Below are 22,342 nucleotides of genomic sequence, written 5' to 3' on the forward strand. Positions count from 1 at the left end.
ACCAACCATTATGGACAAGCTGGTTGAGAGAAGCAAGCCCAAACTCCATCTGCGTAAATTTTAAGACATTTATCAGTGGTATCATAAAGCATCATTCCTTCTTGTGGAGTGGTGATTCCACCTAGATCTGCTTTGGCAACTCTGGTGATGACAAAACCTTTGGTATTCGATTCTAAAGCAATGTGACCCGACTTTCTAACCATTGGCCATTGATCTGCATCTTCAATTCCCGCTCTTTGTAATAAAGTGATTCCCAGCTTCGTATCGGGACCAATCCCTGTTGTGTTTGCCGGATTATAACAGGCACAAGGCACAATTTTTAATCCATATCCACGACCTGTGATGTTGGTTGTCCCAACTACATTTTGGGTAATGGTGATCACGTTGGGAGAATTAGCATTCCACAAGATCGTATTAAAGACATTACCATTAATTAGTTCTAAAGGAAATAGGAGACCGCCCGACACTTTGCTTCCGAACATGGTTACCGTTCCAGTTGGGCTAATCACCACCTTAATTAAAGGCGCCGCTGAAGTTCCCGTCATCTGCCATATCTTTTGCGTTCCCGTTACACCGCCCGTGCCGTAGGTTGTTCCATCCAGAAAACGGATATTGATTCCGGGCGCCGGCGTACTTTCCTGCTGAAATTCTAGTTCCGAACTCGCCAGATTAACTCCATTGATATTCATATTAAAGGAATTATCTAACTTATAAATATCGAAAACAAAACCATAATTGGTAGCGGGCTGATTAAATACTTTTGGCACACCACCTTCTGCCGTAAATGTTTCACCTAAAACCTGTTCTGTACAAATCTCTGTCTGACTAAAAAGAACTTGAAGAACTTTTATATTATTACAAACTCCGCCTAATCCATTATTAGCACACTCAAATGCGGCGTTGGTCGGAGGAACATTGAGATCAGAATTCGTTGCGTCAGGATCTGTAACATCGTTCGGTCTCAAAATAGACGCATTAAAATCTTGATTTCCTGGAGTCACAGCAGAAGTGACAAGGGTGGCGAAGTTGTAGGTGATCTCACAACCGTTCGGCAGATCGAGACTGGAGGAATACGTTCGGGTTGCTGAATTATAAGTAATCGCAAGAGATTCTGTTCCACAACCGTTTCCGATAAAAGAAAGACTTTGCGGATTAAAACCAAGTGGAAGAACGAATTTAAACTGAGCGCCTTCCACACTACTCGGTCCATCATTTTTCACTTTGATGCTGAAGTTCAGAATGTCTCCAGGCACAACTGCAGCTTTACTGGCAATAACATGAGAAATTTTAAGATCAGCAATCTTGGTTTCGATGTTGGTCGGTAAGGTTACTGAAGGTCCAGTTACGAAAGCCCAAGTATCCATGGATTTCTTGTCTCCAAATTGGCCTGCAGTTCCGGTGCCGCCTACTCCCCAAATATGTCCATTCGTATTACTGCTAATTCCGGCACTGCTCGTCGGGGGCAACTGGCTGTTATTTTTCGGATTGGAATTCGTTCCATTGGTTACATCAGGAATGTCGATATCATTCCAGTACACAATATCTGAAACCACATTGTTCAGGTTCGTATCATCTAAAAGCTCGATCACAGTACCAAATTGATTATATTCCATATCAATGTAGGGAAAGTGAACTTCAGCTCCCTGCAATTTTACAGTGGTCGCGACTGGTTCAATTCCGGCGGGTAACAAATTGCCACTTCCATCTTTCCCATCCCAATAAATGCTGTTATCTCCAGTGGCGGCAAAACCAATCAGAACTCTGGCAGGAAAAGCCTCCGGATTCTCGGAACTTTTAATATTAATATTATATTTACCATCACGATTGGAGGTAAATTTCACGTAGCCACCTTTGTTACTCACCTGTCCTTCAACACCTTCAACACCCTGAAAAGTTAAACCTGTTACGACAGGAACTACGGGTGCTTTTTTCAGCCACGTGGAATTTCCGGGAACTGCACCGATCGAAGTCAACGGAAGATCACCAGCAGGTAAATTGTAAAATATTTTATGAGTAACGTGCGTTGGGGTGTCTGCATTCAGAGGATTCTGAACGTCTGAATTGCTTAAATTGCTTTTGTTTAAACTTTTGTAAAGAGGAACGCCACCTGCTCCCAGGAAACCATTATTGTTCACAAAAAAGGTAAAATATAAACCGTTATTTCCATTGTTGTTGATACGATACGTAAAACCGTCATCCGTTAAAGCGTAAACAATTCCCCGAAAACCATTGGCGTTAGAGCTTGTATTCCCATTGGAAAGATTCAGCACATTGGTATAAACCCGACCTTTAATAAAAGCAGTGTTAGCGGTATTAATTACGGAAACATCCCAAGATGGAATACCATTATCTCCCTGTGTCCAACTGGCATTTGCCAAAATCGTCGTACCTGGATCTCCCGTAGTTCTTCCAATAAATTCTACGCGGTAGATCCCAGTGGCTCCGGTAGGAACTTGATAATAGATTGGCGTGTATCGATTGCCGCCAGTTTGTCCAGACAGTTGCGGTCCGGCAAGCTCCGCTACACGATTCGAAATTTGACCTGCGATCGTAGCATCATTCAGAAGTAGGCCTCCGGAAGGACTATAAAGTTTAATTGCTGAAGGGCCTGTTGCCAATTGCGCGCTCGATGCCAGGGTGATTCGTTCTCCCACTTTAGCATAGACGAAATGCGTTCCTTGTGTGGGGAAAGGCCATCGCTCTGCATCAACAGTAGGACTGGAACGCAGAAATGCGCGATAGCCAAGTTTTCCATCTGGATAAAGATCTTTCGAACCGTCCGCCAAAAGTTGATTGCTAAAAAGCAGAAAAAGCCCGATAAATGATATCCGAAGTTTAAAAAAAGTAGTTAGTTTTCTCATATGTCTAGTAAATAATGATGTAAAATCTAATCCTGAGTGTGTTTTTGTAATGGTGACCGGAAAGCTTTAAGTTTTTAAATATTCGGATTTCTACTACTTAAGAATAAGTGTGTAAAATCTTTTATCGTTGTAAAGAGTGCTGTTTCACAATTTCAGACGCGGAGCATAGTAACTCCGCATTCTGTCCTTGCTTTTCATCATTTGCCCCGAAGGGACATTCTTTAGTTTGGATCAAATCCGTATATCGATTTCAACTGTAAGTCTTTTTATTTGTCGGAAGCAAAAGTAAGTGCCGATGAGACATCAACAAAGGACAAGACTTACCACTTTCCCTAAAGTGGTAAAACAAACATTTTTAAAAACTTGACTTTTAGTATTTTAGCGAGATTACTATTTTTCGATCTCTTGTAAATAAGCGATGAAAACAGACGGCGACATCGTCATAATCTTTTTGAAAACCGTAGAAAATTTGTTTTGAGAGGAGAATCCGGCTTCTTCGGAGAGAACTGCCATTTTATATTTACGGTAAATGGGAAAGTCTTTTAATTTTTTAACGATATAATTAATACGCAGCTCATTGATGTAATTATTGAAATCCTTCTTTTGATACGTATTAATAATATAGGAAAGGTATTTTGAATTGGTTTGGCAATAAGTCGACAGACTTGAGAGTGAAATAGTGTTTTCTAAAAATAAAGTGGATGCCTCAAATTCCTGCAATTTCAGTAGGAGCTTACGTTCTGTTTCTTCATTCATCATTGCAGATGATTCTGTTTTCGAACAGTCAGAAACCGCCTCACTCACTTTTATTTTGTCACTATCTAATTGCGAAATATATTTATTTTTTTCGTTGAGTTTTTCGTCCAGATCTTTCAACAGCTTTTTAAAATCTTCAAGATTTCTTTTATGTCTTCTTTTTGAAAGGATAAAATAGACCGCGCCCAAAACAAACAATAAACCACAAACAACGATAATAATTGTTTTAGTATGGTTTTTTTCTTCTGAAATTTTATTGGTTGTTTCTAAAGAATTAAAGGATTTGTTAATAAAATCGGAAGTTTCCAAATTGATTTTTTCTACCACAGAATCCTGCTTTTTCTGCACGATCAATACCTTCTCAACATCATTTGTCAGCGTGTAGAATTTTGTAGAAGTTTCATTGAACTCTTTTTTCAAGGCTAAATAGTCGGACTTATTACAGATTTTCTCTGCTAAAATTAAATACTTTTTTGCTTCCTTTAAATCTTTTCGATCGATGTAAATATTTGCAAAACCATTATAGATTAAACCGACTATAAAGTTTTCAGGGTCGGCTTTGGTAAACTCCAAAGCCTTCTTATAGTGAATCAAGGATTGATCGAGGTCTTCAAGTTTATAATAGCTCAAACCCAGTAACTGCTCATTGTTAGCCGTGAAAAAATCGAGATTTGCCTCTGCTAAATTGAAATGCTTCTGAGCTTGACGAACATTTTGTATCGCGATTTTATATTTCTTCTGATCGATCTGGTTGTATGCTTTCTCCTGGAACATTAACCCTTTTAAATTATTTGCCGATTTTGGATTTTCGATTTTATCGCTTATCTCCAACGCTTTATCTAAATATTTTTTGGAGTAATCATGTAATTGCAAGAGTCGGTACTGGGTGCCCAAAAAACCATAGACCTTCGCTTGCCAGGAATAATTATCGGTCTGCCCGATGATCTCCGCCGATTGCAAAGCGTAGTCGACTGACTTTTTTACTTCTCCGGACTGTTTGTACAAAGAAGCAGAAAGCATTAAACTTCTGGTTTTCAGCAAAGGTGTTTCAGAAATAGTATAAAGCGAATCGGCCGTCTTCAGTGCTGATTTAAAATCAGTGTGAGCCGTTTCTAAATAAGTTTTAGTATAAATTTTATTGTAAATCTCAAGATCCTGAGAAAAAGAAAGGGAGTAAAAAAATAAGCTAACTAATAAAAGAGCGTTCTTCATAATATTTTTTGCTGAGATTTTGCCGTAACCGATTGAGACGTTTAGATATTGAAAATCTAATGAAACTGAAATGGAATAATTTACAATTCAATTACTAAAATTCTTGGTTCAATAATAATCGTAGCGAATTTAAAGCTTTTATTGAACAATCGTTTAACATTATTAACTATTTAATGAAAACTTATTTTTCAACTAAAACCAACTGAAGCGGTACAAAAATTAAATGGCGCAACAAACTTAAAGACCGTCATACAAAGGTATAGACAATGAAATCACCTTCGAATACAAACAACTGCAATCTTTTAATTATCGATAACTAATTTACCGTTTTCCCGAAAACGGTAAAGACAAAAAACCATATCGGCGGCCACTTTCACTAAACTTCGGCTCAAATTAAAATACCTGTGTAACCTTTTACTATAAGATTGCTAGAAGCTAAAAAATAAACAATTAAATGTTTAAAATTAGATCATCACCCTCAAAACGGATTCCCAATAGGTGGTTTATATCATTTCTTTAACCCATCTATAATTCGTAAATTTGCCCACACATAAATCAACAATAATGAGTAAATCTACTGAAGAGCTGAAATCTCTTACCACACAGATTAGAAGAGACATTTTAAGAATGGTTCACGCCGTAAATTCTGGCCACCCCGGCGGAAGTTTGGGCTGTACCGAATACTTCACCGCACTATACGGGAAAGTGATGAACTACAAATTTCCTTTCACCATGGAAGGAAAAAACGAAGATCTTTTCTTCCTTTCCAACGGACACATTTCCCCCGTGTTCTACTCCACTTTAGCGAGATTCGATTTTTTCCCAGTTGCAGAATTGGCAACCTTTAGAAAATTAGGAAGCAGATTGCAAGGTCACCCAACCACGCATGACGATCTACCCGGAATCAGAGTCGCTTCTGGTTCTCTAGGACAAGGTTTATCCGTGGCGATTGGCGCCGCTTTAGGGAAGAAATTAGACGGTGATGACAGTATCATCTACACTTTACAAGGTGATGGCGAACTGCAGGAAGGTCAAAACTGGGAAGCATTTATGTACGCTGCTGCTAAAAAAGTAGACAATATAATTGCAACTATTGATTACAACGGTCGTCAGATCGATGGCGACACCGATGATGTTTTAGATCTTGGAGATTTACACGCAAAAATGGAAGCTTTCGGTTGGACTGTTTTGAACGAGAAAAACGGAAACGATTTAGAAGCCGTCATTGCAATTCTTGAAAGAGCAAAATCGGAGACTGGCAAAGGAAAACCCGTGTGTATTCTATTGCATACCGAAATGGGTTATGGTGTTGATTTTATGACAGGAACGCACGCGTGGCACGGAAAAGCGCCTAGCGATGAGCAGCTGGATACGGCTTTCAAACAATTGTATTTAGAAGCTCCGGCTGATTATTAAAAATGCATTGCGAGGAACGTGGCAATCAGGGCAGACATTTCCGCCTTCCACTCCCGCTTTTTTTATTGCTGGCTTCGACAGGCTCAGCCACCAAGAAAAAAGAGCTCCGTTCAAGTCGGGCTGCAGATTATTTATAATTAGAAAATTCGTTATTAATTCCGAGAGATTCGGAAAATTTAAAATTTATAATTTAGAATTCAAAATTTAAACGTCGTCATGAAACCAGAGGTTCCATGAGTCCATAAAAAAAAATGTAAACTCCTCATGAAATATACATACACAGAACAAAAAGATACAAGAAGCGGATTCGGCGCTGGATTAGCAGAATTGGCAGATACCAACCCCAATGTCGTCGCACTTTGTGCAGACCTTATCGGATCTTTGAAAATGGAGAAATTCATTGAAAAAGCACCGGAACGTTTTTTCCAGATCGGAATCGCAGAAGCCAATATGATGGGAATAGCAGCCGGATTGACCATCAACGGAAAGATTCCTTTCACTGGAACGTTCGCTAACTTTTCCACCGGAAGAGTCTACGATCAGATCCGTCAGTCAATTGCTTACTCCAACAAAAATGTAAAAATTTGTGCTTCTCACGCCGGTTTAACTTTGGGTGAAGATGGCGCCACGCATCAAATTTTAGAAGACATCGGCATGATGAAAATGCTTCCTGGAATGACCGTGATCAACACTTGCGATTACAACCAAACCAAAGCAGCAACACTTGCCATCGCAGATTTCCAAGGGCCAGTTTATTTAAGATTCGGAAGACCAGTTGTTCCAGTTTTCATTCCAGAAGATATGCCGTTTGAGATCGGAAAGGGAATTCTTTTGAAAGAAGGAGCTGACGTAACCATCGTAGCTACCGGACATTTAGTTTGGGAATCTCTTTTGGCTGCAGATACATTAGAAAAGGAAGGAATTTCTTGTGAAGTCATCAACATCCACACCATCAAACCTTTGGACGAAGATATCATTTTAAAATCTGTAGAAAAAACAGGAAGAATTGTAACTGCCGAAGAACACAACTACATCGGAGGTTTAGGAGAATCCGTTGCCGGAATGTTGTCCCGTAAAAGACCAACCATCCAGGAATTCGTAGCCGTAAATGACACTTTCGGAGAATCTGCCACCCCAGCAGAATTAATGAAAAAATACGGAATTGATTCTGACGCTGTTCAGGCAGCAGTAAAGAGAATTATGAAAAGATAATTTTAAAAAGACGAAAAAGATCATAGATCGCTTCGCTTTTAGAAAAAAGACCAATCCACTGTTCATTTCAGTGGATTTTTTCATGAAACTAGATTAAGACTAGAAACAAATTGAGTTGACGATGGTTTTGTGAGGAAGAAGTTATAATTCATATTTTAGACATGAGAAAAGGATTTTGTTTTAAATCGAAGTTCTATTTTGGCTAATTCTATTAATATTTATCTACTTGAATTAAATTCAAATTTTAATCTATTTTCTATTAATATGCTGTAATTCAAAAAAGAATTTAATCTCAAACTTATGTATATTTGGTAATTAATACTATTTAGCAAACTATGGGAATAATTGACAATTTTATTAGGCAATACGAAAAAGAATATGACTTTTACAAGCAACTTGCCCGTTTAGGTCATGAAGTACTAGAGACAGAAATTTTTAATCGTGGTATTAAAGCTATGGTTTCAAGTCGAGCAAAAAGGATTGATAGATTACGAGAAAAAGTTGAAAATAGAAATAAAACAAAAAAGTATAAAAGTAAAGTTTCAATTGAAAAAGATATCGTTGATTTAGCAGGGATAAGGGTTGCTTTGTATTTTCCCGCAGACAGAAAAATTATAGGGGAATTAATTGAGGATTTATTTGAAATAGTAGAAACAAAAAATTTTCCAGAAAAATCACATAAACCAAAATTTGAAAAAAGGTTTTCTGGATACTGGGCAACTCATTATCGAGTCAAATTAAAAAAAACTGATGAAATTGACAAAAGATTTACGGAAACTGTTTTTGAAATCCAAGTTGCTTCAGTTTTAATGCACGCGTGGTCAGAAGTTGAACATGATTTAGTTTATAAACCTTTCTCCGGAGATTTATCAGAGGAAGAGTTATCTATCTTAGACCAAATTAATGGATTAGTTTTAGCTGGAGAAAATGCTTTAGAAAGACTACAAAAAGCAATCACTGAAAGAACCGCAAAACAAGATGAAGTTTCCGACAAATATGAATTAACAAATCTTATTCATTCAAGTTATAATAATAGTATTAGTAATAAAATTTTAAATTTCGGAAATACTGAATTCGTCAACAACTATTTAAAGGCAGTTGAAAAGTTGCAAACATCTGACGTCCTAAATTCTTTAAGTCATATTAATTTAAATATCAAAGATTCATTTTCAGACCAATTTTTTCAAAACATAATAAAAATCAATGATAGTTCAGAAAACTTGAAAAAATACTTTGGACAGTATACAACTGACAAGAGAAAAATATCTGGCTTTGAATCTTTCACAAAAACATGGATAACATTTGAAAAAATTATTTTCCAACTTCTAAAGGAATCAGGTCAAGAAAACAAAAAGAATTATGTTCCGACTCTTGAATTAATAAAAAATGTTTCAAATCTGACCGAAAATGAAATTCAACAAATCAAAGATTTTAGAGAAGTTAGGAATGCGTTATTACATGGACACCAATCTTATTCAAATGATGAGTTAGAGAAATATTTTGAGCAATTAAAATCTTTAGTTACGAAAACGTTAAGTAAGGTTGATAAAAATATGCAAGATCAACTTAGTGAAGAATTGCCATAAACTGCCAATAGAAATTTCTAAGCATTACATTGCGTCGTCAATATTAAGAAATAGCCAACCCGCAATCCCGAAGACTGGCTTTTCTCTCAGAATATTAAAAGCACAATCTACCCTGACCTTTGCCGAAATCCGCATCTTTCACTTCTTTTATTTTAGCACCCAATAATATTCAATCTTTTTTTTTACTTCATCAAAAATATTTACAAAAAATAATATCTAAAAATTCTTGTTTTGCGCTTCAGTCATAGATCACAAATTAAAATCTGCGATTGTGGATGTTTATAAACTCAAGACTCGGCGTAAAAAATTCTTTTATATTTTTTTTAGATTCAACAAAAGCAAAATGCGACTCCTAATCTTTCTATCACTTTTAATAATTTCTTGTATGTCAAATTCAAATAAAAATCCAGCTGACGAAACATCGGATAAAACTGTAGCAAAAGCCGAAAAAAATAGCCAGATGCTTTATGATTTCACGAAACAGGGCAAAGGCAAATGGCGCATCCAAAATGATGTGGTGATGGGTGGCAGATCTGAAAGTCAACTAAAAATGACTGATGAAAATTACGCCCTTTTTACCGGCAGGGTTTCATTGGAAAACAATGGTGGATTCTGCTCGATCCATCAAACTTCCGAGAAAGAGCCTTTTATCATTAATAAAGAATCTGACGCTTTTATATTGAATATAAAGGGAGACGTCAAAGATTACAATTTTAGGATAAGAACTCCGAAAGGCAGACATTCTTATGCTGCTACATTTTCAACGAACAACAATGGAGATTGGGAAACCATCGCGATTCCATTTAAATCGATGCAAGCCACTTACAGAGGCGAAGTTGTGAACGTCCCGAACTACAATGGAGAAGATATCGTCGAAATGCAATTATTGATCGGTAATAAAAAAGAAGAAAAATTTGAAATACTCGTGAAATCAATTTCGGCAAACTAATTTTTAAATCGCTTTTCAATTGTTTTAATCCTTTAAGGAACGAGTCGTCTGTGTTGAGTAATAATTAGAAAATCTGAATTTTAATATTTAAAAATTCTTGTTTTGTGTTTTAATGAAAAGTCACGGATCACACTTCCGCGCCACGGAAAAACTCTTATCTTTAGTAGTCCAAAAAAACACAAATCACCATGGATAACATTAAACTATTTGAAGAAAAAAAAGTTCGTTCGCACTGGAATGAAGTAAATGAAACGTGGTATTTTTCCATTGTTGACGTAATAGCAATTCTTACGGAAAGTGCAAATCCACAGGTTTATTGGAGAGTGATGAAAAAGCGGCTTTTGGCGGAAGGAAATGAAACCGTTACAAATTGTAACGCTTTGAAAATGGAAGCTGCAGATGGAAAAATGCGGACGACTGATGTTGCAGATACAGAGCAATTACTTCGCCTCATCCAATCCATTCCTTCCCCAAAAGCAGAACCCTTCAAACAATGGTTAGCAAAAGTAGGTTATGAAAGGATGCAGGAAATTCAAAATCCAGAAATGGGCTTAGATCGAGCTCGGGAGAACTGGCAAAAATTGGGGAGAAGCGAAAAGTGGATTCAGCAAAGAATGACGGGCCAAGACACGCGAAATAAACTCACCGATTACTGGAAAGAAAATGAAGTTTCAAAATCTGAGGACTTCGCTTTTTTAACGAACGTCATTCATCAAGAATGGACAGGATTAACCGTAAAAAATCACAAAAATTTAAAAAAATTGAAAACCCAAAATCTGCGGGAGCACATGAGTGAAGCGGAATTAATTTTCACGGCCTTAGCTGAACTTTCGACAAGACAAATCGCCGAAGCAGAAATAGCAAAAGGCGTGATAGAAAATGCGAAAGCGGGCAAAAAAGGGGGATCTGTTGCAAAAAATGCCAGAAAAGAATTAGAATCGAAAACAGGCAAAACGGTGATTACCGGCGAAAATTTTTTACCGCCTGTAAAAGATAAAAAGAAATTAAAATAATTTTAGAAGCTCGTTGAACAGTAATGATGCAGGAGTTTCTGAGAATCGATGAGGAAGAGTTGATCACTGCTTTAAAATATTTTGAAACCAATGTATTTTTTTTTGATTTCAAACTTAAAATCTTATTTTAACCATATCATATGAGAGCAGTAACTTAAACACCTTTTATTAAATTAAGGCAATAATCATTATATTTTTCAAAATATAACGGTCTATTGATTCAATGTATTCTATTATATTAGCGTAGCCAATTGAAGAATGAAATCTTTCGCTCGGAGATTATAAATACGATTCCCATGAACCAAAATTCCAATACAGATAATCCGAATGATCGCACCCATTCAGACAAAACGCCGTTTGAACGCAGTCGCTTCGGTGGCAGCATAAAGTCGCCTAAAGTTAAAAGTGAGGTTCCTGTCTCAAAAAGTGATTTGGGGAAAGGCGCTCAAAAACTCTGGCAGAATAAAACCACGCAAATTAACTGGAGCGTTTTAATTATATCATCTTCGGTAATTGCGGCATTTTCATTTTGGGTCATTGCGATGCCTGATCAAGCGAGATCAACAATGAAATTAATCGTTAATTGGATCGCCACCAATTTAGGCTGGTACTACGTTTTGACGATGGCGCTTGTCATTTTCTTTGTCGTCTGGGTAGCAGTATCAAAAGCAGGAAGCCTGCGTTTGGGACCTGATGATTCGCGGCCACAATATGGTCTGGCCACCTGGGCAGCAATGCTTTTTGCGGCAGGAGTCGGAATTGATCTTTTGTTTTTTTCGGTGACGGGACCGGTCGTTCAGTATTTGACGCCACCCTCGGGTGACTCAGCATCTGCCGCTGCTTTACAGGATGCGGTCGTTTGGACCATGTTTCACTATGGTATAGCCGGTTGGGCGGTTTATGCACTACTCGGTATGGCGATGGGATATTTTGCTTATCGATGGAATTTACCTCTTTCAATTAGAGCAGCACTATATCCACTTTTTGGCAAACGCGTAAAAGGTGCATTAGGTGACGCCATCAGCATCATTGCATTGATAGGAACTGTTTTTGGCGTCGCAACCACCATGGGAATTGGCGTGGTGCTGCTTAACGTTGGTTTCGCAAAGTTGTTTGGCTTTAACGAAGGTCTGACATTGCAAATTGCACTGGTTATTGGCGCTGTGATTTTAACTATTGCGGCAACAACATCAGGCGTAGATCGTGGGATCCGCTGGATCTCTGAATTGAATCTGTGGAGCGCCGTGGCCATGATGGCATTTATTCTGATTGCAGGCCATACGGCATTTTTGCTTAACGGCCTGGTAGAAAACATCGGTCAATTTTTGGTGACGCTGCCTTCCAGAATGTTTAAAACTTTTGCCTACGTTCCAGACAGCAGTGACTGGATGGGCAGTTGGACCCTTTTCTTTTGGGCCTTTTGGCTCGCCTGGGGACCATTTGTCGGCGTATTTCTGGCTCGGATTTCTCGGGGCCGAACTTTGCGAGAATTTGTAGTTGCGGCGATTACGGTACCGGTACTTTGTGACTTTATTATCGTGTCCTTTTTTGGCAACTCGGCACTATACGAAGTATTACAAGGCAACACAGAATTTGCCCAATTGGCAATCGAAAGTCCTGAACACGGCTGGTATGCCCTTTTAGGAATGTTCCCGGCACCTATGTTTTTGATTGCTCTTGCCACGTTTTCAGGCTTGTTGTTTTACATTACCAGTGCCAACTCAGGTGCAATGGTAATGTCTAATTTTTCAGCCTCGATTCCTGATCCAAGTGAGGATGGTCCTAAATGGTTGCGAATGTTTTGGGCCATACTAACGGCAGTGTTAACCATTTCTATGCTTTTGGCGGGCGGCGTTATTACCATGGAATATGCTACACTAATTTTTGCGCTTCCGGTAACTGTTATTGCCTATCTGGTCATGTTTTCATTTTATAAAGCGTTACGGATAGAGCGCGCAGAACAAGAAGGAAAAGTGCTTCGCGATCCCACCATTACTCCAAGTGGTGGTCATATTCCGGAGCGTTCCTGGAAGCAGCGACTTGGGCAAATGGTTACTTTCGCTTCAAAAAAAGAAAGCGTGCAGTATTTAGAGCGCGTGATTCGCCCTGCTCTTGATGACGTGGCGGCGGAATTTAGAGGTCAGGGTTATGATGCCGAGCGTCAGAATGCAGACCACGACGAAAAAATCTCAACGATTGATCCTACCCGTCCGTCGGGACCTTTATTAAGGGTGTCGACCGACAGTGTTCATGATTTTTATTATCAGGTGGCTATGGTGGCGACACCAGCACCGACCTTTAGCGGAAAAATGGCGGCAGATACCGATGTTTATTATCGTCTTGAAGTCACCACCCAAACTGGATCAGGTGGCTATGATTTAATGGGATTGAGCCGTCAGCAGGTGATTGATGATGTTCTGGAACAATATGAGGCGTATATCATCTATATCAACGCGGCACCAGAGCGAGAAGAATAAAACCGCAAAACTTTCTCAAGGTTTTAAAAATAGACTCTGTATTTTAAGAAATAAACCCAAACTTGGCTGTTTGAATCATTTTATATAATCTATAAACCAATTGCCAATTCTAGAAAAAGCTTCTTATAATTTAACAATGCAAAACAAACTTGACAATATAAAGAAAGTAATCTCAAATTATATTGAAATTAGCGATGAAGAATGGACATCTTATTCTTCTAAACTTTGTGTAAGAGAAATTCAGAAAAAGGAAATAATCCTTAACCAAGGAGAAATTTGTCGCGACGTATTTTTTGTGGTTGACGGATTGTTACGAGTGTTTTTTGTCGATCAAGACGGAGAAGAAAAGACTTTTCATTTCTCCTTTGAAAATACTTTTTCGGCAGATTATGAAAGTTTTTTGAAAAAGATTCCCTCCAACTACTCTATACAAGCCTTAGAAGACACCACCATCGTTTTAATGTGTTACGAAATGCTGCACGACGGTTATAAAAGTTTGAGGAATGGAGAGCGGCTCGGTCGATTATTGACAGAGGAATATTTCTTTATTTTCAACGATAAAATTCAAGCCATTTACACTCAAAGTCCCATTGAAAGATATCATAATCTCACTGAAAAATTCCCCGATATTCTACAGCGAATTCCGCAGCATTACATTGCTTCTTATCTCAATATCAGTTCCGTGCATCTCAGCCGTTTGAAAAATTCCAAACCATAAACTGATAACATTTGTTATCGTCGTTGGAAAATTGGCTCCTTAACTTTGTCTCTGTAATAAAAGTCAATTATTAAGAGATGAAAAATTTAGAAAATAAAATAGTTTTAATTACTGGAGGAGCCTCCGGTATCGGAAAAATAATGGTTCGTTTGATGTTAGAACGAAAAGCCAAAGTGGTTATCTGGGATATTAATCAAGAAAGTATTTATCAAACTTTAGCCGAATTCTCGACCCAAGGAAGCGTTTTTGGTTATAATATAGATGTTTCTAATGTGGAGCAAATACAAGAAACCGCTAAAAAAGTCAAACAAGAAATTGGCGTAGTTGATGTCGTGATCAATAACGCCGGAATCATTATCGGTAAATATTTCAGCGAGCATTCCATATCAGACATTTCAAAAACAATGGAAATCAACGCCAACGCACCCATGTTCATCACCAAGGTATTTCTAGATGATATGTTGGCTCAAAATTCAGGACACATTTGCAATATTGCTTCCTCTGGCGGACTCGTTTCAAATCCCAAAATGTCTGTTTACGCAGCTAGCAAATGGTCGCTCATCGGTTGGTCAGATAGTTTGCGATTGGAGATGAAACAAATGAATAAAAAAGTAAATGTTACCACCATAATGCCGTACTACATTAATACTGGAATGTTTGATGGCGTACAATCTAATATTCCCATTCTTGAACCTGAAGCCGCCGCATTGACAATCGTAAAAGCCATTGAACAAAACAAAAAGATGTTAAGTATGCCAGGCTATATTTACAGATTTACCCGCTTGGGTCAGGCAGTACTATCAATGAATATTTTTGACTGGTTCGCTGGAGATGTTCTCGGAATTTACAAAACGATGGAGCATTTCACAGGCCGTAAAAAGTAAAGGTTGCTGCGCTTCTACAATAAAAAATTAAAATCCACTGATCATTTCAGTGGATTTTTTGGTTGATACTTTTTTTAGTGCGTTTTATATTAAATAAGAAAATCTTACATCGATTCGACCTTATAAATGATTTCACAACTAAAAAATTGTTTTGATGATTTATAAGTAATTGTTTTTATATTTGTTTGCGAATAAAGTATAACGAATGTGATATTTATCAGCCCAATTTAATTCGCCTAGATATCATTTTGTGAGACTGACAATCGAGTTATCTATAATAAGAAACATATTATGTTTATGAAAGAGAATTCATTAATTCTAATATTTGCAATTTTTTTGGGATTGACCCTTAATTCTTGCGACAGAATTTCCGAGAATTATAGGAAAGAAAAAGAGATTGAAAATTATACTTCTCCCTACAAAGGATTATGGACTGGCAATTATTCAGGAAACGAAAATGGAACTTTAAAAATAGAAGTTTTTAAAGCTGGCAATTTAGAGATTGTTAGAACATTAAATAATTCACAATATTCTGAAACCTTTTACGGCACCATTACAGACTACGGAGCTTTTAATTCTACAAAATCCCAAAGTTCTGGGTTTACAATATTAGGAAACTTACTATCACAAAATAACACTGATCCCTCTGGAACCTGGAATAAAAACAATGAAGCGGGCACCTGGCAATTAAAAAAACAATAAAAAATTATATGCACAAAAAACTTTTATTTATTAGCATTTCTCTAATTACGATTTACGGGAAAGCGCAAAATTCAGATGTTGAAAAAAACATTACGGGAGTTCAATTAGGACTTTTTGGTCTTGATCTTTATAATGAAACAAAACTTGCCAATAAAACAACATTGCGAGCAGAAGCTAGTCTTTTTCCAGCAATTTGGGGCGGTGGTTTATATGCAGAAAAAGGATTTGCATTTTATCCGGCACTGACAGTTCAACCAAAGTATTATTATAACATAGAGCAAAGAGCTGAGAAAGGAAAAAATATAAAAAATAATGCGGGAAATTATTTTGGTTTACAAATTCGGTACATCCCAAATTGGTTTGTGATTTCCAACACAAAAAACTTGAGTCTCTCCAACCAAATTAATTTTATACCAACTTATGGTCTTAGAAGAAATTTTGCTGAAAATTTCAATTATGAAGTCAAAGCTGGCTTTGGCTATGGCACAACTTTCGGAAATAACTTTAACGAATCAGGAGCAGTTCTAGATTTGAGTATAAAAGTTGGATATGATTTCTAAACGATACTCCAGATAGCAAAATATTCTACCAGCGACTATGAAGTTTCCGTCATAACTTTAATGCTACTTGTTCACTTTGTTAAATTTATAAAAAAGTTCTCGCCATCAGAAATATTTAAACGTTCATCATTTGATAAAAACCCACCACCTAAAACATCTTTTATGAAAAACAGTTTACTATTAATCATATTCTTGCTTTCTATTCTAAGTTGTAGAGATGAAGATGACAGCAAGGATAATTGCACCTCTAATTGCACCATTGTTAAAGGGAGAATTTTTTCCGTCAATAACGAGCCGGTCGCAAATGTGAATATTACGGTAGAATATAGAGTTGGCGGAATTGGGTCGACCACTCGAAAGATGGTAGATGTAAAAACCGATAAAGATGGAAATTATTACAAATCTTTTTATGTAAAAGATGCTGAAATGGGCGAAGATGCTGCAGGATATTTTAAACTGAATATCGACGATTCCAAAATTGATATCAACAAATATATTCGAACAAATAATCTGATTGGAAATACATCGAGTGTAATTTCGACCACTTTTCAAATCAGTAAAAGGGACACCATCATTGAAAATAATTTATACATTCCTCAAAAAACTTTTATTAAAGTAAATCTCAAAAACTTTGTATCGCAGCAAGAGGGAGATTTTTTTGAAGTCCAAACTTTATATCCCTTCGGAGGAAATGTGGGTTATAATGCTTTCCTAGATTCACCTTACGATACTGGCTTTAGTGGCTATGGAAACTGGCAGGCAAAAAATGCGAATACCACTCACACTATTTTTGTAGCCGCGGACGAAAAAAATGTTGTTCGTATTTTCAAACGAAAAAATGGAATTAATACCAGTAAAGATTCTCTTTTCTTTATTCCCCGAAACAACAATATTCAGTTGAATTACAATTATTAAAATCAGTCGGTTTTCCCTTCGAAACACTCATTATACTGAGTTAAGAACACCAATTACCTTTTGATTCACCCAGAATTGATCTTGATTCACTAGGATTGCCTTTTGATTCACTGGGATAATCCTTTGATTCACTGGGATAATCCTTTGATTCACTGGGATGAGCCTTTGATTCGTTGGGATGAGCCTTTGATTCACTGGGATGAGGTTTTGATTCACTGGGATGAGGTTTTGATTCACTGGGATGAGCCTTTGATTCACAATTAAGCAATTTTATCGAGATATTGCCCTTCTTAAATTCGCGGAGACTTTTTTGCAAAATGAGGACGCCGGTTGGTAGTTCCTTTTTCTTATTTAATATAATCCTCCACTTTTCCGACCTGAGCAGTGCGTTTTCTTTCTGAAGCACTTTTAATTCTTTCTACTATTACCTTGCTATTTTGCCTCATTTTTTTTATATTGGGGAAACGATATCGTTTGCGCCATTCATCTATTGAACAATGATTGGTGCTGTTCAGGGTTTAGCCACCCAATGTTTTAGAAAACAACACACCGCATTTCTCATTAACCAACTTCCTGCTCCATTCCTGGAGCAGAGAACTGATTTAGGAATAAGGTGAGAAAGCAAATATAAAATGGACTTACCTAAATAGATCTATTTAAAGAAGAAAAGAAAGAACGAATGAATTTAACAACCGAAAACATCCTATTGATCGGGTCTCTGTTACTTTTTATCAGCATTATTGTTGGCAAGACTTCCTACAAATTTGGAGTGCCGACTTTATTGCTCTTTTTATTAATTGGCATGTTGGCGGGTTCCGATGGGATTGGCGGAATCCATTTCGACAACCCCAAAATCGCTCAGTTAATTGGCATCGTCGCCCTCAACTTTATTTTGTTTTCTGGTGGCCTCGATACCGACTGGACTTCGGTAAAACCCATACTGCGCGAGGGAATTGTTTTGTCCACGGTGGGCGTTTTACTCACCGCCTTATCGCTCGGAACGTTTGTTTTTTTCGTTACCGATTTTACCATTTATGAAAGTATGTTGCTGGGTTCCATTGTTTCCTCCACCGATGCCGCCGCGGTATTTTCTATTCTGAGGTCCAAAAGTCTTGCCTTAAAAAGTAATCTACGACCCACTTTAGAACTCGAAAGCGGAAGCAACGATCCCATGGCGTACGTGCTGACCATTGCGTTTTTAACCTTAGTCATTCATCAGGATCAAAGTTTAACTTCTATTATTCCCATGTTTTTACAACAGATGATTCTGGGTGGAATTGCAGGTCTTGGTTTTGGGAAACTTAGCAAATTGATTATCAATCATATCAATCTTGACTTTGAAGGTCTTTACCCTGTTTTAGTAATTGCTTTAATGTTTACCACTTTTTCTGCGACCGATTTCGTGGGTGGTAATGGGTTTCTGGCTATTTACATTTGTGCCGTTTATTTGGGAAGTCAGGAGTTGATTCACAAGAAAACCATTTTGAAAATGTATGACGGTTTGGCTTGGCTGATGCAGATTGTTCTGTTCTTAACTTTAGGTTTACTCGTTTATCCATCGGAAGTTTCACCATTTATAGGAATCGGACTTTTAATTTCTCTGTTCTTGATTATGGTTGCGCGCCCCGTAAGTGTCTTTCTGAGTTTAATGTTTTTCAAAATGAAATTAAGAAGGCGCTTCTACATTTCCTGGGTTGGTCTGCGCGGCGCTGTTCCGATTGTATTTGCTACTTATCCGCTTTTAGCTGGAGTTGACAAAGCGCATATGATTTTTAATATCGTCTTTTTCATCTCAGTTACCTCAGTTCTTATCCAGGGAACTACCCTATCAATCGTTGCGAAATGGCTGAATGTTGCCTTACCCGCCAAAAGTAAAACCATCACCAACTTAGATCAATTTACTTTAGACCTTCCCAAAAAAACATTGAAAGAATTCACGATCCTGTCAGAATATCATTGTGTCAATAAAAGAGTTGTTGATCTGGATTTTCCTAAATGCACTTTTATTGTGATGATCAAAAGAGACGGAGAATATATTCGCCCCGGTGGTTCCACCCAGATAAAAGCTCAGGATGTATTAATGGTTCTTGCAGACGATGACAAAGAATTTAGCATCTTAAATGATTTTCTAAATAAGCCAAAGAAGCTCTTACAATCCTAAAAAAAATGAAAAAAAGATTTATCATTCTTGTCGACTTTTCAGAGTATACCAGCAACTTAATTCGCTACGCTTGTGACTGGAGTAAGCAGGCAAATGCAGACTTAGTCCTGGTACATGAAACGATTGTGATTGCACCATCTCTGGTCGACATTGCGATTAAAGAAAAAATCACGCAACAGGCCAGCAATGCCGCTTTTCAAAAAATGAAAGCCTTGACCGATGAATTTATTCCCGCCTCCATTGAAGTTTCTTTTGTGATTTCAGAAAACCATATCCAAACTACGCTGAACAATCTATTAGCAGAACCGTTTGAAAACTTTATTTTCACGGGACTTTCGGGTACAGGATTGCTGAAGCAACTATTGATCGGAAGTATGGCGCTTCAGATTATTGAAAATGTAAATGATATTGTTATTGCAATGCCCAAAGATCTTTACACCTTTTCGCACGAAAAAATCTTTGTAGCGGTAACCGAACAGCATCCCTTAAATATTTTAGAATTAAATAAAATTCTGAATATTATGGACAAAGCAGAAACTTGTATTACCTTCTTTTATCTAGCCAAACCAAACGAAAAAACGGAAGGAATAGAAAAACTGCTCACCGATTTAGCCAACTTATTCGCCGACCGTTACCAAACGAAAACGGCTATTTACAAAGGACGCAAGCGCATTGAAGATATTAAGAAAGTCATCAATAATAAAGAAGAAGAACTCCTGATTGTGCAAAAAGGCTCCCGACTTTTGACCGACCAATTTTTTAGAAAGTTTTTAATAAACGAATTAGTTTACGAAGGGCAAACCCCTCTAATTGTATTACCGTAACAATTACAAAAGGCTCTATTTTTCAAAAACTGAGAGATTCTTTGACTAAGTCTCTTTTAATTAGATTGCTTCAAAATATTACCGGTGAAATTTTTAAAAAAAATATTTTCTCTTTCTATAAATGATTTAAATTTTTAATTTTACTAATCAAAAGAATTTTAATTTTCAAAATGAAGTCATCAGAAAAACCCACCCTCTACACCATCGGTCATTCTACCAGAACGATTGAAGAATTTCTGGAACTACTGTTTTCATTTGACATTAAAATTTTAGCAGACATCAGAAGATTGCCGGGTTCCAGAAAATATCCCCAGTTCGATCAAGATGCTTTGAAAAAATCGTTAGAAGAAAACGGAATTAAATATGTTTATATCGAAGATTTAGGAGGACGGAGACCCGCAAAAAAAGATTCAAAAAATACGACTTGGCGCAACAAATCCTTTCAAGGATACGCCGATTATATGGAAACTGAACCCTTTGCAAATGGTGCTGCAGAATTGGCAAAGTATGCCCTGGAAAAACCAACGGCAATGATGTGTTCGGAAGCAGTTTGGTGGCGGTGTCACCGTTCGATGGTTTCTGATTATTTTAAAGCAAAGGGTTGGGAAGTTTTGCATATTATGGCGCTCGGAAAAGCTACGGAACATCCGTACACTGCTCCCGCAAGAGTTGTGGGAGATCAAGTTTTATATTCTGCGGCAGAAGATCCGCATTAACCTTGTCAAGGTTAATAAGATGATGTTTCTTTAATTCTTTAAATAAATTACCATGTCAAACAAATTTAAAGTAGGCGATAAAGTCAACTGGAATTCTGAAGCAGGAAAAGTTTCAGGAACGATTATTAAAATTCACACCAAGGATTTCGACTATAAAGGATACACGCATCACTGTTCGGAAGACGATCCGCAATACGAAATCAAAAGCAGCAAGACCGATCATATTGCGGCGCACAAAGGTTCGGCTTTAACCAAAGAAAAATAATCTTAGAATACATTTAACCGCAAAATAGACAATATTTTTAATTTAGCAAATCAAAATTTTGCAAAATGCAAATAGACTAATGCGTTTACTTTTTGCCTTCTTTTGCTTCATCTTTATTTAAATTTGTCTTTTGCCACTTTTGCGGTAAAAAAGAACTTCTCAATAAATCCTTAATTTCAAATTGATGTTCGATTACCGACTGAAAGTTTTCTACACCGTTGCCAACCGTTTGAGTTTTACCAAAGCCGCAAACGAATTGAACATCTCGCAACCTGCGGTGACCAAACACATCAAAGAAATTGAGAATCAACTCAACACCAAACTATTTGATCGAAAGGGAACCACAATTCAACTCACCGAAAGTGGAAAAATACTTTTTGTTTATGCTGAAAAAAGTCGCCAACTCTATCGGGATTTAGAATTTGCGATTGCTCAACTCAATAAACAAGAAAAAGGAAAATTGAAAATCGGTGCGAGTACGACGATTGCACAATATATTCTACCAGAAATTCTAGCCAAATTCAATTCTTATTACAAAAACATCAATATCGAACTTGTCACTCATAATTCGGAAGACATTGCTACTTTACTTAAAAATGGAAAAATTGATTTAGGAATTGTAGAAGGAGAATCAAAGTCTTCTTACTTTGATTATCAAAAATTTAAAAAGGATGAAATTGTATTGGTTTGTAAAGAGGATCATCCTTTGGTCAATAAAAATTTTAAAACCAAAGACTTGTATGATGTTGATTTAATCGTAAGAGAGCAAGGCTCAGGTACGCAGGAATTTATTCAAAATCAGTTAAAAAAATCTGGAGTCGATCTACAAAAATTAAATATTATCATGCAGTTGGGCAACAGCGAAAGCATTAAGAATTATTTACTTCATTCCGAGGCCATGGCTTTTCTATCCATCAGCACCATTTTACCTGAATTGAAAAATAATCAACTCAGCGTCATCGATATTAAAAATTTCAGTATTGAAAGGGATTTTAACTTTATTACTTTGAAAGGAGAACAGTCAGACCTAATCGATCTATTTAGAAAATTCATCAGTTATAACTAATCGTTATACCCAACAACAATATATGATGAAAATCTGAATGATAAAAGAT

Annotated in this window: 19 protein-coding genes; 17 read left to right on the forward strand and 2 right to left on the reverse strand. The window is 37.1% G+C overall.

All coding sequences use genetic code 11. The features are described from left to right. Nucleotides 1-8: 8 nt before the first annotated feature. Both BMX49_RS11940 and BMX49_RS11945 read right to left on the reverse strand, forming a co-directional pair. Nucleotides 9-2,861 (reverse strand): phage tail-like protein, encoded by a 2,853-nt coding sequence (locus tag BMX49_RS11940; protein ID WP_051803759.1) that lies wholly within the window; start codon nucleotides 2,859-2,861, stop codon nucleotides 9-11. Between the two features lie 390 nt (nucleotides 2,862-3,251). Next, the gene (locus BMX49_RS11945) at nucleotides 3,252-4,829 is read right to left on the reverse strand and encodes a helix-turn-helix domain-containing protein (RefSeq protein WP_051803757.1); all 1,578 of its coding nucleotides are present in this window, start codon (nucleotides 4,827-4,829) and stop codon (nucleotides 3,252-3,254) included. Between the two features lie 564 nt (nucleotides 4,830-5,393). On the opposite strand from BMX49_RS11945, the gene BMX49_RS11950 reads away from it, so the two are divergent. The 17 genes from BMX49_RS11950 to BMX49_RS12025 all read left to right on the forward strand — a co-directional run bounded on the left by BMX49_RS11950 (nucleotide 5,394) and on the right by BMX49_RS12025 (nucleotide 22,293). Next, a complete protein-coding gene (locus tag BMX49_RS11950) occupies nucleotides 5,394-6,245 on the forward strand; it encodes a transketolase (RefSeq protein ID WP_034719795.1) in 852 nt (283 codons plus the stop codon). Between the two features lie 264 nt (nucleotides 6,246-6,509). Further along, a complete protein-coding gene (locus tag BMX49_RS11955; RefSeq protein ID WP_034719792.1) occupies nucleotides 6,510-7,457 on the forward strand; it encodes a transketolase family protein in 948 nt (315 codons plus the stop codon). A 335-nt stretch (nucleotides 7,458-7,792) separates the two neighbouring features. Further along, complete coding sequence (locus BMX49_RS11960) at nucleotides 7,793-9,043, forward strand: GTP pyrophosphokinase (protein ID WP_051803754.1); 1,251 nt, start codon at nucleotides 7,793-7,795, stop codon at nucleotides 9,041-9,043. 385 nt (nucleotides 9,044-9,428) lie between these two features. Next, nucleotides 9,429-9,992 carry a CIA30 family protein gene (locus tag BMX49_RS11965; RefSeq protein ID WP_051803752.1) on the forward strand — a complete coding sequence of 188 codons (564 nt, stop codon included), beginning with the start codon at nucleotides 9,429-9,431 and terminating at the stop codon, nucleotides 9,990-9,992. Nucleotides 9,993-10,180: 188 nt separating this feature from the next. Beyond that, complete coding sequence (locus tag BMX49_RS11970; RefSeq protein WP_034719790.1) at nucleotides 10,181-11,005, forward strand: BRO-N domain-containing protein; 825 nt, start codon at nucleotides 10,181-10,183, stop codon at nucleotides 11,003-11,005. A 296-nt stretch (nucleotides 11,006-11,301) separates the two neighbouring features. Next, entirely contained in the window at nucleotides 11,302-13,482 is a 2,181-nt protein-coding gene (gene betT, locus BMX49_RS11975; RefSeq protein WP_051803750.1) for a choline BCCT transporter BetT, read from the forward strand. A gap of 136 nt (nucleotides 13,483-13,618) precedes the next feature. Further along, nucleotides 13,619-14,200, forward strand: a complete 582-nt coding sequence (locus tag BMX49_RS11980) for a Crp/Fnr family transcriptional regulator (protein ID WP_034721343.1) — start codon at nucleotides 13,619-13,621, stop codon at nucleotides 14,198-14,200. Between the two features lie 77 nt (nucleotides 14,201-14,277). After that, nucleotides 14,278-15,084, forward strand: a complete 807-nt coding sequence (locus BMX49_RS11985; RefSeq protein WP_034719788.1) for an SDR family oxidoreductase — start codon at nucleotides 14,278-14,280, stop codon at nucleotides 15,082-15,084. A gap of 297 nt (nucleotides 15,085-15,381) precedes the next feature. Beyond that, the gene (locus BMX49_RS11990) at nucleotides 15,382-15,786 is read left to right on the forward strand and encodes a hypothetical protein (protein ID WP_126337129.1); all 405 of its coding nucleotides are present in this window, start codon (nucleotides 15,382-15,384) and stop codon (nucleotides 15,784-15,786) included. Between the two features lie 8 nt (nucleotides 15,787-15,794). Beyond that, nucleotides 15,795-16,346, forward strand: coding sequence for a hypothetical protein (locus BMX49_RS11995; protein ID WP_034719785.1), 552 nt, complete (start codon nucleotides 15,795-15,797; stop codon nucleotides 16,344-16,346). A gap of 162 nt (nucleotides 16,347-16,508) precedes the next feature. Beyond that, nucleotides 16,509-17,261, forward strand: a complete 753-nt coding sequence (locus tag BMX49_RS12000; protein ID WP_034719783.1) for a carboxypeptidase-like regulatory domain-containing protein — start codon at nucleotides 16,509-16,511, stop codon at nucleotides 17,259-17,261. Nucleotides 17,262-17,363: 102 nt separating this feature from the next. Next, nucleotides 17,364-17,525 carry a hypothetical protein gene (locus tag BMX49_RS14735; protein WP_156030684.1) on the forward strand — a complete coding sequence of 54 codons (162 nt, stop codon included), beginning with the start codon at nucleotides 17,364-17,366 and terminating at the stop codon, nucleotides 17,523-17,525. Between the two features lie 415 nt (nucleotides 17,526-17,940). Then, nucleotides 17,941-19,422, forward strand: coding sequence for a potassium/proton antiporter (locus BMX49_RS12005; RefSeq protein ID WP_034719780.1), 1,482 nt, complete (start codon nucleotides 17,941-17,943; stop codon nucleotides 19,420-19,422). 5 nt (nucleotides 19,423-19,427) lie between these two features. Next, the gene (locus BMX49_RS12010) at nucleotides 19,428-20,246 is read left to right on the forward strand and encodes a universal stress protein (protein ID WP_034719777.1); all 819 of its coding nucleotides are present in this window, start codon (nucleotides 19,428-19,430) and stop codon (nucleotides 20,244-20,246) included. 170 nt (nucleotides 20,247-20,416) lie between these two features. Beyond that, entirely contained in the window at nucleotides 20,417-20,962 is a 546-nt protein-coding gene (locus BMX49_RS12015) for a DUF488 domain-containing protein (RefSeq protein WP_034719775.1), read from the forward strand. A 52-nt stretch (nucleotides 20,963-21,014) separates the two neighbouring features. Continuing rightward, complete coding sequence (locus tag BMX49_RS12020) at nucleotides 21,015-21,227, forward strand: hypervirulence associated TUDOR domain-containing protein (protein WP_034719773.1); 213 nt, start codon at nucleotides 21,015-21,017, stop codon at nucleotides 21,225-21,227. A gap of 184 nt (nucleotides 21,228-21,411) precedes the next feature. Continuing rightward, nucleotides 21,412-22,293, forward strand: a complete 882-nt coding sequence (locus tag BMX49_RS12025; protein ID WP_034719769.1) for a LysR substrate-binding domain-containing protein — start codon at nucleotides 21,412-21,414, stop codon at nucleotides 22,291-22,293. Nucleotides 22,294-22,342: the final 49 nt, after the last annotated feature.

The sequence above is a fragment of the Kaistella antarctica genome (assembly GCF_900109615.1).
Lineage (GTDB): Bacteria > Bacteroidota > Bacteroidia > Flavobacteriales > Weeksellaceae > Kaistella > Kaistella antarctica.